At 50.0% G+C, this 9818-nt stretch carries 21 protein-coding genes; 1 reads left to right on the top strand and 20 read right to left on the bottom strand.

Translation table 11 applies throughout. From position 1 onward, the window contains the following. Positions 1-5: 5 nt before the first annotated feature. The 18 genes from rplR to rpsJ all read right to left on the bottom strand — a co-directional run bounded on the left by rplR (position 6) and on the right by rpsJ (position 8031). A complete protein-coding gene (rplR, locus tag DD597_RS19785; protein WP_003863297.1) occupies positions 6-359 on the bottom strand; it encodes a 50S ribosomal protein L18 in 354 nt (117 codons plus the stop codon). A gap of 9 nt (positions 360-368) precedes the next feature. Then, complete coding sequence (gene rplF / locus DD597_RS19780) at positions 369-902, bottom strand: 50S ribosomal protein L6 (protein WP_003863296.1); 534 nt, start codon at positions 900-902, stop codon at positions 369-371. Between the two features lie 12 nt (positions 903-914). After that, entirely contained in the window at positions 915-1307 is a 393-nt protein-coding gene (rpsH, locus tag DD597_RS19775) for a 30S ribosomal protein S8 (RefSeq protein WP_006178918.1), read from the bottom strand. Between the two features lie 30 nt (positions 1308-1337). Continuing rightward, positions 1338-1643 carry a 30S ribosomal protein S14 gene (gene rpsN / locus DD597_RS19770; protein ID WP_003863291.1) on the bottom strand — a complete coding sequence of 102 codons (306 nt, stop codon included), beginning with the start codon at positions 1641-1643 and terminating at the stop codon, positions 1338-1340. Positions 1644-1657: 14 nt separating this feature from the next. After that, positions 1658-2197 (bottom strand): 50S ribosomal protein L5, encoded by a 540-nt coding sequence (gene rplE / locus DD597_RS19765; RefSeq protein ID WP_003863290.1) that lies wholly within the window; start codon positions 2195-2197, stop codon positions 1658-1660. 14 nt (positions 2198-2211) lie between these two features. Next, entirely contained in the window at positions 2212-2526 is a 315-nt protein-coding gene (gene rplX, locus DD597_RS19760; protein ID WP_003863287.1) for a 50S ribosomal protein L24, read from the bottom strand. A 10-nt stretch (positions 2527-2536) separates the two neighbouring features. Next, positions 2537-2908 (bottom strand): 50S ribosomal protein L14, encoded by a 372-nt coding sequence (rplN, locus tag DD597_RS19755; protein WP_002919748.1) that lies wholly within the window; start codon positions 2906-2908, stop codon positions 2537-2539. A gap of 166 nt (positions 2909-3074) precedes the next feature. Next, complete coding sequence (rpsQ, locus tag DD597_RS19750) at positions 3075-3329, bottom strand: 30S ribosomal protein S17 (RefSeq protein ID WP_002438707.1); 255 nt, start codon at positions 3327-3329, stop codon at positions 3075-3077. Then, positions 3329-3520 carry a 50S ribosomal protein L29 gene (gene rpmC, locus DD597_RS19745; protein WP_003863282.1) on the bottom strand — a complete coding sequence of 64 codons (192 nt, stop codon included), beginning with the start codon at positions 3518-3520 and terminating at the stop codon, positions 3329-3331. Before rpmC ends, rpsQ begins: the two co-directional genes overlap by 1 nt. Further along, the gene (gene rplP, locus DD597_RS19740; RefSeq protein WP_002919759.1) at positions 3520-3930 is read right to left on the bottom strand and encodes a 50S ribosomal protein L16; all 411 of its coding nucleotides are present in this window, start codon (positions 3928-3930) and stop codon (positions 3520-3522) included. Before rplP ends, rpmC begins: the two co-directional genes overlap by 1 nt. 12 nt (positions 3931-3942) lie before the next feature. Further along, entirely contained in the window at positions 3943-4644 is a 702-nt protein-coding gene (gene rpsC, locus DD597_RS19735; RefSeq protein WP_000529945.1) for a 30S ribosomal protein S3, read from the bottom strand. Between the two features lie 17 nt (positions 4645-4661). Next, on the bottom strand, positions 4662-4994 hold the full coding sequence (gene rplV, locus DD597_RS19730) for a 50S ribosomal protein L22 (RefSeq protein WP_002919773.1): 333 nt from the start codon (positions 4992-4994) through the stop codon (positions 4662-4664). Positions 4995-5008: 14 nt separating this feature from the next. Then, a complete protein-coding gene (gene rpsS / locus DD597_RS19725; protein WP_001138117.1) occupies positions 5009-5287 on the bottom strand; it encodes a 30S ribosomal protein S19 in 279 nt (92 codons plus the stop codon). A gap of 16 nt (positions 5288-5303) precedes the next feature. Further along, positions 5304-6125, bottom strand: a complete 822-nt coding sequence (gene rplB / locus DD597_RS19720) for a 50S ribosomal protein L2 (RefSeq protein ID WP_008457150.1) — start codon at positions 6123-6125, stop codon at positions 5304-5306. Positions 6126-6142: 17 nt separating this feature from the next. Beyond that, on the bottom strand, positions 6143-6445 hold the full coding sequence (gene rplW, locus DD597_RS19715) for a 50S ribosomal protein L23 (protein ID WP_000617546.1): 303 nt from the start codon (positions 6443-6445) through the stop codon (positions 6143-6145). Beyond that, complete coding sequence (gene rplD / locus DD597_RS19710) at positions 6442-7047, bottom strand: 50S ribosomal protein L4 (RefSeq protein WP_000424395.1); 606 nt, start codon at positions 7045-7047, stop codon at positions 6442-6444. The genes rplW and rplD overlap by 4 nt, the downstream gene beginning before the upstream one ends. Positions 7048-7057: 10 nt before the next feature. After that, positions 7058-7687 (bottom strand): 50S ribosomal protein L3, encoded by a 630-nt coding sequence (gene rplC, locus DD597_RS19705; protein ID WP_003863274.1) that lies wholly within the window; start codon positions 7685-7687, stop codon positions 7058-7060. 32 nt (positions 7688-7719) lie between these two features. Beyond that, positions 7720-8031 carry a 30S ribosomal protein S10 gene (gene rpsJ, locus DD597_RS19700; protein WP_001181005.1) on the bottom strand — a complete coding sequence of 104 codons (312 nt, stop codon included), beginning with the start codon at positions 8029-8031 and terminating at the stop codon, positions 7720-7722. A 380-nt stretch (positions 8032-8411) separates the two neighbouring features. On the opposite strand from rpsJ, the gene DD597_RS19695 reads away from it, so the two are divergent. Then, complete coding sequence (locus DD597_RS19695; protein ID WP_129256528.1) at positions 8412-8885, top strand: A24 family peptidase; 474 nt, start codon at positions 8412-8414, stop codon at positions 8883-8885. On the opposite strand, the gene bfr is transcribed toward DD597_RS19695, so the two are convergent. Next, on the bottom strand, positions 8869-9345 hold the full coding sequence (bfr, locus tag DD597_RS19690) for a bacterioferritin (protein WP_003863270.1): 477 nt from the start codon (positions 9343-9345) through the stop codon (positions 8869-8871). The two genes, DD597_RS19695 and bfr, sit on opposite strands and share 17 nt — an antisense overlap. 72 nt (positions 9346-9417) lie before the next feature. Beyond that, complete coding sequence (gene bfd, locus DD597_RS19685) at positions 9418-9612, bottom strand: bacterioferritin-associated ferredoxin (protein WP_003863268.1); 195 nt, start codon at positions 9610-9612, stop codon at positions 9418-9420. Positions 9613-9818: the final 206 nt, after the last annotated feature.

Raw genomic sequence — 9818 nt, 5'->3', positions numbered from 1 at the left:
CTACCTTAGAACTGAAGGCCAGCTTCACGGGCAGCATCTGCCAGTGCCTGGACACGACCATGATATTGGAACCCGGAACGGTCAAAGGAAACATTGCTGATGCCTTTTTCCAGAGCGCGTTCAGCGACAGCTTTACCTACAGCTGCTGCGGCGTCTTTGTTACCGGTATACTTCAATTGTTCTGAGATAGCTTTTTCTACAGTAGAAGCAGCTACCAGAACTTCAGAACCGTTCGGTGCAATTACCTGTGCGTAAATATGACGCGGGGTACGATGTACCACCAGGCGAGTTGCACCCAGCTCTTTGAGCTTGCGGCGTGCGCGGGTCGCACGACGGATACGAGCAGATTTCTTATCCATAGTGTTACCTTACTTCTTCTTAGCCTCTTTGGTACGCACGACTTCGTCGGCGTAACGAACACCCTTGCCTTTATAAGGCTCAGGACGACGGTAGGCGCGCAGATCTGCTGCAACCTGACCGATCAGCTGTTTATCAGCGCCTTTCAGCACGATTTCAGTCTGAGTCGGGCATTCTGCAGTGATACCGGCCGGCAGCGGATGCTCAACAGGGTGTGAGAAGCCCAGAGACAGGCCTACTGCATTCCCTTTGATAGCTGCACGATAACCTACACCAACCAGCTGAAGCTTTTTAGTGAAGCCTTCGGTAACACCAACAACCATTGAGTTCAGCAGGGCACGCGCGGTACCAGCCTGAGCCCATCCATCCACGAAACCATCACGTGGACCGAAGGTCAGAGCGTTATCTGCATGTTTAACTTCAACAGCTTTGTTGAGGGTACGAGTCAGCTCGCCGTTTTTACCTTTGATCGTAATAACCTGACCGTCGATTTTTACATCAACGCCGGCAGGAATAACGACCGGTGCTTTAGCAACACGAGACATTCTTTCCTCCGATTAGGCTACGTAGCAGATAATTTCGCCACCAAGACCAGCCTGGCGCGCTGCACGATCAGTCATAACACCTTTAGAGGTAGAAACAACTGCGATACCAAGACCAGCCATTACTTTTGGCAGCTCATCTTTTTTCTTATAGATGCGCAGGCCTGGGCGGCTGACACGCTGAATGCTTTCTACAACAGCTTTACCCTGGAAATACTTGAGAGTAAGTTCCAGTTCCGGCTTGGTGTCGCCTTCAACTTTAAAATCTTCGATAAAACCTTCTTCCTTCAGCACGTTGGCAATTGCCACTTTCAGCTTGGCGGAAGGCATGGTGACCGCAACTTTGTTCGCGGCCTGACCGTTACGGATACGGGTCAGCATATCCGCGATCGGATCTTGCATGCTCATCTGTCTTTACTCCCGTGATTCAATTGGTAATTACCAGCTAGCCTTTTTCAAGCCTGGTACTTCACCGCGCATGGCGGCTTCACGCAGTTTGATACGGCTCAACCCAAACTTGCCCACATAACCATGTGGACGACCTGTTTGACGACAGCGGTTACGCTGACGAGACGGGCTGGAATCACGCGGCAGAGACTGCAGCTTGAGAACCGCATTCCAACGATCTTCGTCGGAAGCGTTCACATCAGAAATGATCGCTTTCAGTTCAGCGCGTTTAGCGAAGAATTTATCAGCTAAAGCTACGCGCTTTACTTCGCGTGCTTTCATTGATTGCTTAGCCATTCAGTAACCCTACCTTACTTGCGGAACGGGAAGTCAAAGGCAGCCAGCAGAGCACGGCCTTCTTCATCAGATTTCGCAGTAGTGGTAATGGTAATATCCAAACCACGCACGCGGTCGACTTTATCGTAGTCGATTTCTGGGAAGATGATCTGCTCACGGACACCCATGCTGTAGTTACCACGACCGTCGAAAGACTTAGCGGACAAGCCACGGAAGTCACGGATACGTGGAACAGCAATAGTGATCAGGCGCTCAAGGAACTCCCACATGCGTTCGCCACGCAGAGTTACTTTACAGCCGATCGGATAGCCCTGACGGATTTTGAAGCCTGCAACAGATTTGCGTGCTTTGGTGATCAGCGGTTTTTGACCGGAGATTGCTGTCAGATCAGCTGCTGCGTTATCCAGCAGTTTCTTGTCAGCGATCGCTTCACCAACACCCATGTTCAGGGTGATCTTCTCGACCCGAGGGACTTGCATGACAGAATTGTAGTTAAACTCAGTCATGAGTTTGTTAACTACTTCGTCTTTGTAGTAATCATGCAGTTTCGCCATCGTACTACTCCAAATTACTTGATAGTTTCGCTGTTAGACTTGAAGAAACGGACTTTTTTACCGTCTTCGAATCTAAAGCCTACACGGTCAGCCTTACCGGTAGCCGCATTGAAGATTGCAACGTTAGAAACCTGAATAGCAGCTTCTTTTTCAACGATGCCGCCTGGTTGGTTCAGGGCCGGAACCGGCTTCTGATGTTTCTTAACCAGGTTGATACCTTCAACGACGAGTTTGCCGGAAGACAGAACATTTTTTACTTTACCGCGTTTACCTTTATCTTTACCGGTTAACACGATAACTTCGTCATCACGACGGATTTTCGCTGCCATGATTCGCTCCTTAGAGTACTTCTGGTGCCAGAGAGATAATTTTCATGAACTTCTCAGTACGAAGTTCACGAGTTACCGGCCCAAAGATACGCGTGCCGATAGGCTGCTCGCTGTTATTGTTTAAAATAACGCATGCATTACCATCGAAGCGAATGACAGAACCGTCAGGGCGACGAACACCCTTCTTGGTGCGCACCACTACCGCCTTCAGCACATCACCTTTTTTGACCTTACCACGTGGAATTGCTTCCTTGATGGTGATCTTGATGATGTCGCCTACGCCTGCGTAGCGACGGTGCGAGCCACCCAGAACCTTGATACACATTACGCGACGTGCACCGGAGTTGTCGGCGACGTTCAGCATAGTCTGTTCTTGGATCATTTTAGTGCTCCGCTAATGTCAACTACTACCTGAGACTCTAAAATCAGAGCCGTTAAAAAGCCCCATATCGAGGGCGCGGCATTATAACACCGCTTCTGCAATATGGGTAGAAAAAATAAACGGCTCATCGCTGAGCCGTTTATTCGTATTGAGAATGCGTACTCTATTACAGAACCGCTTTCTCTACAACGCGAACCAGCGTCCAGGACTTAGTCTTGGACAGTGGACGGCATTCACGGATTTCAACCTTGTCGCCGATACCACATTCGTTGTTCTCGTCATGTACGTGCAGTTTGGTCGTACGCTTGATGAATTTACCGTAGATCGGGTGTTTCACAAAACGTTCGATAGCTACAACAATGGATTTCTCCATTTTATCGCTAACAACACGACCTTGCAGAGTACGGATTTTATCGGTCATTACGCACCCGCCTTCTGAGTCAGTAAAGTCTTAACGCGCGCAACATTGCGACGCACTTGCTTCAGCAGGTGAGTCTGTTGCAGCTGGCCACTTGCAGCCTGCATACGCAGGTTGAACTGCTCACGCAGCAGGTTCAGCAGCTCAGCGTTCAGCTCTTCAACGCTTTTTTCACGCAGCTCTTTTGCTTTCATTACATCACCGTCTTAGTTACAAAGGTGGTTTTGATAGGCAGTTTCGCTGCTGCCAGGCCGAAGGCTTCACGGGCCAGCTCTTCCGGAACACCGTCCATTTCATAAAGGACTTTGCCCGGTTGGATCAAGGCAACCCAGTACTCCACGTTACCTTTACCTTTACCCATACGAACTTCCAGTGGCTTCTCGGTGATCGGTTTGTCCGGGAATACACGGATCCAGATCTTACCTTGACGCTTAACTGCACGGGTCATTGCACGACGTGCTGCTTCGATCTGACGTGCAGTCAGACGACCACGGCCAACAGCTTTCAGACCGAAAGTGCCGAAGCTAACATCCGTACCCTGCGCCAGACCACGGTTGCGGCCTTTGTGCACTTTACGGAATTTTGTACGCTTTGGTTGTAACATCAGCGACGCTCCTTATTTACGGCCTTTACGCTGCTGCTTTTTAGGTTGAGCAGCCGGTTTTTCCGGTTGTTCAACAGCAGCCATACCACCCAGGATCTCACCTTTGAAGATCCATACCTTAACGCCGATTACACCGTAAGTGGTGTGCGCTTCAGAGGTGTTGTAGTCGATGTCAGCACGCAGAGTGTGCAGCGGTACGCGACCTTCGCGGTACCATTCGGTACGTGCGATTTCCGCGCCGCCCAGACGGCCGCTAACTTCAACTTTGATACCTTTAGCGCCCAGACGCATTGCGTTCTGTACAGCACGCTTCATAGCACGACGGAACATAACACGACGTTCCAGCTGAGAAGTGATGCTGTCAGCAACCAATTTAGCGTCCAGTTCAGGCTTACGAACTTCAGCGATATTGATCTGTGCAGGAACGCCAGCGATATCCGCTACGACCTTGCGCAGTTTTTCTACGTCTTCGCCTTTCTTACCGATAACGATGCCAGGACGAGCAGTGTGAATAGTCACACGGATGCTCTTCGCTGGACGCTCGATAACGATACGAGATACAGACGCTTTAGCCAGTTCCTTAGTCAGGTACTGACGTACTTTAAAATCGCTGTCCAGGTTGTCAGCGAATTCTTTGGTGTTCGCAAACCAGGTAGAGTTCCATGGTTTTACAATACCCAGGCGAATACCATTAGGATGTACTTTCTGACCCATTGCTAGTCTCCAGAGTCTCAGCGATCGGACACAACCACAGTAATGTGGCTGGTGCGCTTCAGGATGCGATCTGCACGACCTTTCGCACGCGGCATAATGCGCTTCATGCTTGGGCCTTCATCTACGAAAATTTTCGCGACTTTCAGATCGTCGATGTCAGCGCCATCGTTGTGTTCAGCGTTAGCAATGGCAGATTCCAGTACTTTCTTGACCAATACCGCAGCTTTCTTGTTGGTATAGGTCAGGATGTCCAGGGCCTGCGACACTTTCTTACCGCGAATCAGGTCAGCAACAAGGCGAACCTTCTGTGCAGAAGAACGAGCATGGCGATGTTGAGCTAAAGTTTCCATCTCTTCCTCCTACCTTATTTCTTCTTCGCTTTTTTATCAGCAGCGTGGCCGCGATAAGTACGAGTCGGTGCGAATTCACCCAGTTTGTGACCAACCATTTCGTCGGTAACAAAGACTGGAACGTGCTGACGACCATTATGGACAGCGATGGTCAAACCGATCATGTTAGGAAAGATCGTTGAACGACGGGACCAAGTGCGCAGGGGCTTCTTGTCTCCGCTTTCCACCGCTTTCTCTACCTTCTTCAGCAAGTGCAGGTCAATAAAAGGACCTTTCTTGAGAGAACGTGGCATGGCTTATCCTCTAAAATTATTTGCTACGGCGACGTACGATAAATTTATCAGTACGCTTGTTGCTGCGGGTCTTCTTACCTTTGGTCTGAACGCCCCACGGAGATACCGGGTGCTTACCAAAGTTACGACCTTCACCACCACCATGTGGGTGGTCGACTGGGTTCATCGCAGTACCGCGAACGGTAGGACGAACACCACGCCAGCGTGCAGCACCTGCTTTACCCAGAACGCGCAGCATATGCTCAGCATTGCCAACTTCGCCCAGAGTAGCGCGGCAGTCTGCTTCGACTTTACGCATTTCACCAGAACGCAGACGCAGGGTGACATAAGCACCATCACGCGCAACGATCTGAACGTAAGTACCCGCGGAACGCGCCAGCTGACCGCCTTTACCTGGTTTCATTTCTACGTTATGAACGGTAGAACCAACCGGGATATTGCGCATCGGCAGGGTGTTGCCTGCTTTGATTGCAGCATCAACGCCAGACTGAATCTGGTCGCCAGCTTTCAGGCCTTTAGGGGCCAGGATGTAACGGCGTTCGCCGTCTTTGTACAGAACCAGCGCGATGTTCGCGGAACGGTTCGGATCGTACTCAAGACGTTCAACAACTGCTGGGATACCGTCTTTGTTGCGTTTGAAGTCAACAATACGATAAGCCTGCTTGTGGCCACCACCGATGTGACGAGTGGTGATACGGCCATTGTTGTTACGACCACCGGATTTGCTGTTTTTTTCCAGCAACGGAGCAAAAGGTTTGCCCTTGTGCAGCTCAGGGTTAACCACTTTAACTACGTGGCGACGACCCGGAGATGTCGGTTTACATTTAACAACTGCCATTGTATTACTCCTCCGACTTACTCAGCGCCGCCAACGAAGTCCAGGTTCTGGCCTTCTTTCAGGGTGACGTAAGCTTTTTTCCAGTCGCTACGACGACCGATACGCTGTCCGTGACGTTTAACTTTCCCTTTAACTACCAGGGTGTTAACGACTTCGACTTCGACTTCAAACAGTTTCTGCACAGCAGCTTTGATCTCTGCTTTGGTCGCGTCTTTAGCAACTTTGAGAACGATGGTGTTTGTTTTTTCCATCGCAGTAGACGCTTTTTCAGAAACGTGCGGTGCGCGCAGCACCTTCAGCAGACGTTCTTCACGAATCATGCCAGCATCTCCTCAACTTGCTTAACAGCATCAGCAGTCATTACGACTTTGTCGAAGGCGATCAGGCTAACCGGGTCGATACCAGTCGCGTCGCGTACGTCAACCTTGTGCAGGTTACGCGCGGCCAGGAACAGGTTCTCGTCCAGCTCACCGGTGATGATCAGCACATCTTCCAGAGCCATGTCTTTCAGTTTCTGTGCCAGCAGCTTAGTTTTAGGCGCTTCAACAGAGAACTTCTCGACAACGATCAGACGATCCTGACGTACCAGTTCGGACAGAATGCTTTTCAGCGCGCCGCGGTACATCTTTTTGTTAACTTTTTGACTGTGGTCCTGTGGACGCGCAGCGAAGGTCACGCCACCTGAACGCCAGATCGGGCTCTTGATAGAACCTGAACGCGCACGGCCGGTACCTTTCTGGCGCCATGGCTTTTTGCCTGAACCAGTTACTTCAGCACGAGTCTTCTGAGCACGAGTACCCTGACGAGCACCAGCTGCATAAGCAACAACAACCTGGTGAACCAGCGCTTCGTTGAAATCACGACCGAAGGTAGTTTCGGAAACAGTCAGCGCGCTCTGCGCGTCTTTCAATACTAATTCCATTGCTATCCCCTTACGCCTTCACAGCTGGTTTAACGATCAGGTCGCTACCGGTTGCACCCGGGACCGCACCTTTAACCAGCAGCAGGTTGCGCTCAGCGTCAACACGTACTACGTCCAGGCTCTGAACGGTTACACGTTCGTTGCCCAGCTGACCTGCCATTTTCTTGCCTTTGAACACTTTGCCCGGAGTCTGGTTCTGACCGATAGAACCCGGAACGCGGTGAGACAAGGAGTTACCGTGAGTAGCGTCCTGGGTACGGAAGTTCCAGCGCTTAACGGTACCAGCAAAACCTTTACCTTTAGAGGTACCGGTTACGTCAACTTTTTTAACGTCAGCAAACAGCTCAACGCTAATGTCCTGACCTACGGTGAACTCTTCGCCTTCAGCAAGACGGAATTCCCACAGACCACGGCCAGCTTCAACGCCAGCTTTAGCGAAGTGACCCGCTTCTGGTTTGGTTACACGGTTAGCTTTTTTAGCACCAGTGGTAACCTGAATAGCGCGGTAGCCATCGTTAGCCAGATCTTTAACCTGAGTAACGCGGTTTGCTTCAACTTCGATTACGGTTACTGGGATAGAAACGCCATCTTCAGTGAAGATGCGGGTCATACCCACTTTTTTACCGACTAAACCAATCATTGTTTCAACCTCTCAATCGCTCGATGACCTGATTAACCCAGGCTGATCTGCACGTCTACACCGGCAGCCAGATCCAGACGCATCAGAGCATCAACGGTTTTCTCAGTTGGCTCAACGATGTCAACCAGACGCTTGTGAGTGCGGATTTCGTACTGATCACGCGCATCTTTGTTAACGTGCGGAGAGATCAGAACGGTAAAGCGCTCTTTGCGGGTCGGCAGCGGGATCGGACCACGGACTTGCGCACCAGTGCGCTTAGCAGTCTCGACGATTTCCGCGGTTGATTGATCGATCAGACGATGATCAAACGCTTTAAGGCGGATACGGATTCTTTGGTTCTGCATGAGACCAGAGCTCCAATTATTTTATAAACGAAAATGATTACTCCTCAAACCCATTACGATTGATGGGAGAGTGTAACCGTTCTTACGTAGCTCCCCAATTGGGAGCATTGTTGAGTAACAAAGTGAGCTACTCTGGTTCAGATTGAACCCGCCGTCAATTACGACAAGCCCGCGCATTATACGTAAATCTGGGGAAGACGCAAGTGCCGTTTAGAAATTAAGCGCTAAAGACGTACTCTGCGTAAGGCCTCGCATTTTTTTATGCAAAGTATCCCTTCTCAACTCTTTGTCTGAAGCCGCTACGCAATTGCTGTTTTTGCACATTGCCGGACATGCAGATTATTACGAGTATGCGCTCAAACCGTTTTGAGGCTCTCGCTATGCTACTGTCCCTCCCCTTTCTGCTGATCTATTTTGCGTTATCGGCCTTGCTTGTTCGCACCGATATTCGCTCGGGGCATCTTCCCGATAAATTTCTTTGCCCGCTGCTATGGACCGGCCTGCTTTACCAGCTGTGCTTCCATCCTGATTTTTTGCCGAGCGCGGTGGTGGGTGCGCTGGCAGGATACGCCGGATTCGCCGTTATCTATTGGGGATATCGGCTCATCTGCCGACGTGAAGGTATGGGATATGGCGACATAAAATATCTGGCGGCGCTGGGGGCATGGCATGGCTGGTGCGTACTGCCAGTACTGGCACTCGTAGCCGCGTTAATGGCTCTGCTGTATCTGGTTGCTTTCTCGTTGTTTACTCCTGATAAGCAGGCATTAAAAAACCCACTGCCTTTTGGGCCATTTCTGGCGGCAGCGGGTTTATGCGTTGGCTGGGAAAGCCTGATTAACTTTCCACTTTGATCTGAGACTGAAGGTAGTTCTGTAGGCCAATTTTGCTAATGAGATCCAGTTCGGTCTCAAGCCAGTCGATGTGTCCTTCTTCATCGGCCAGGATCTGGATCATCATATCGCGGCTGACGTAGTCATGTACGCTGTCCGCATAGGCAATGGCTTCACGCAGGTCTTTTGCACCCTCCAGCTCCAGCCGGAGATCAGAACGCAGCATCTCTTCGACATCTTCTCCGATGCCCAGTTTTCCGAGATCCTGTAGGTTAGGAATGCCTTCGAGGAATAAAATACGCTCAATGTATTTATCGGCGTGTTTCATTTCATCAATGGACTCATGGTATTCAACATCGTTGAGGCGAGTCAGTCCCCAGTTTTTGAACATTCTTGCATGGAGAAAATACTGATTGATTGCGACAAGCTCATTTCCCAATAATTTATTGAGATAACTTATGATTTTAACATCACCTTTCATTATATAGTCCCTCCGCTTCCACTCATTGAAGCGTAGATCGGGCTACGGGGATGTCAAAAAAAAGATAGAGGCTTACGCGATCTCTTTGAATTCCGGGATCTGCATCAGTTCGTCCTGCATGATCTCACGCGCTGCGCGAACGCATTTACCGCATTGATTTCCCACCGGAACAAACTTGCGAAGCTGCTGGAAAGATTGTGGTTGAAACTGGCGAACGGCCTGACGAATTTTTTTGTCGCTTACACCATTACATAAACAAACGTACATAAAGACTCCCGTTCAAAATATGCGCAAAGTGTAAGTGAGAATGGTTATGATTACAATAGCACAGGCGCCGGAATACGTGGCGGGAGAAGACAAAAAATGCGAATTTTTATGACAGCGACTTTACGGTAGAAAACAAAAAAGGACGCCGAAGCGTCCTTTTTATTTCAGGGATAATTAATTAGCCCAGAACTTTAGCAACAACGCCC

The sequence above is a fragment of the Enterobacter cloacae complex sp. 677-3DZ2D5B genome, assembly GCF_004136695.1.
Lineage (GTDB): Bacteria > Pseudomonadota > Gammaproteobacteria > Enterobacterales > Enterobacteriaceae > Enterobacter > Enterobacter hormaechei_C.
Note: the sequence above shows the minus strand (reverse complement) of the source record. Positions and strands in the feature narration are given on the sequence as shown.

Coding starts and splice junctions, on each gene's coding strand:
- DD597_RS19695 (WP_129256528.1), top strand. CDS start 8,412: ATGCTACTGTCCCTCCCCTTTCTGCTGATCTATTTTGCGTTATCGGCC.
- rpsN (WP_003863291.1), bottom strand. CDS start 1,643: ATGGCTAAGCAATCAATGAAAGCACGCGAAGTAAAGCGCGTAGCTTTA.
- rpsJ (WP_001181005.1), bottom strand. CDS start 8,031: ATGCAGAACCAAAGAATCCGTATCCGCCTTAAAGCGTTTGATCATCGT.
- rplV (WP_002919773.1), bottom strand. CDS start 4,994: ATGGAAACTTTAGCTCAACATCGCCATGCTCGTTCTTCTGCACAGAAG.
- rpsH (WP_006178918.1), bottom strand. CDS start 1,307: ATGAGCATGCAAGATCCGATCGCGGATATGCTGACCCGTATCCGTAAC.
- rplE (WP_003863290.1), bottom strand. CDS start 2,197: ATGGCGAAACTGCATGATTACTACAAAGACGAAGTAGTTAACAAACTC.
- rpsQ (WP_002438707.1), bottom strand. CDS start 3,329: ATGACCGATAAAATCCGTACTCTGCAAGGTCGTGTTGTTAGCGATAAA.
- rplB (WP_008457150.1), bottom strand. CDS start 6,125: ATGGCAGTTGTTAAATGTAAACCGACATCTCCGGGTCGTCGCCACGTA.
- rplD (WP_000424395.1), bottom strand. CDS start 7,047: ATGGAATTAGTATTGAAAGACGCGCAGAGCGCGCTGACTGTTTCCGAA.
- rplW (WP_000617546.1), bottom strand. CDS start 6,445: ATGATTCGTGAAGAACGTCTGCTGAAGGTGCTGCGCGCACCGCACGTT.
- rplP (WP_002919759.1), bottom strand. CDS start 3,930: ATGTTACAACCAAAGCGTACAAAATTCCGTAAAGTGCACAAAGGCCGC.
- bfd (WP_003863268.1), bottom strand. CDS start 9,612: ATGTACGTTTGTTTATGTAATGGTGTAAGCGACAAAAAAATTCGTCAG.
- bfr (WP_003863270.1), bottom strand. CDS start 9,345: ATGAAAGGTGATGTTAAAATCATAAGTTATCTCAATAAATTATTGGGA.
- rplR (WP_003863297.1), bottom strand. CDS start 359: ATGGATAAGAAATCTGCTCGTATCCGTCGTGCGACCCGCGCACGCCGC.
- rplN (WP_002919748.1), bottom strand. CDS start 2,908: ATGATCCAAGAACAGACTATGCTGAACGTCGCCGACAACTCCGGTGCA.
- rpsC (WP_000529945.1), bottom strand. CDS start 4,644: ATGGGTCAGAAAGTACATCCTAATGGTATTCGCCTGGGTATTGTAAAA.
- rplX (WP_003863287.1), bottom strand. CDS start 2,526: ATGGCAGCGAAAATCCGTCGTGATGACGAAGTTATCGTGTTAACCGGT.
- rpsS (WP_001138117.1), bottom strand. CDS start 5,287: ATGCCACGTTCTCTCAAGAAAGGTCCTTTTATTGACCTGCACTTGCTG.
- rplF (WP_003863296.1), bottom strand. CDS start 902: ATGTCTCGTGTTGCTAAAGCACCGGTCGTTATTCCTGCCGGCGTTGAT.
- rplC (WP_003863274.1), bottom strand. CDS start 7,687: ATGATTGGTTTAGTCGGTAAAAAAGTGGGTATGACCCGCATCTTCACT.
- rpmC (WP_003863282.1), bottom strand. CDS start 3,520: ATGAAAGCAAAAGAGCTGCGTGAAAAAAGCGTTGAAGAGCTGAACGCT.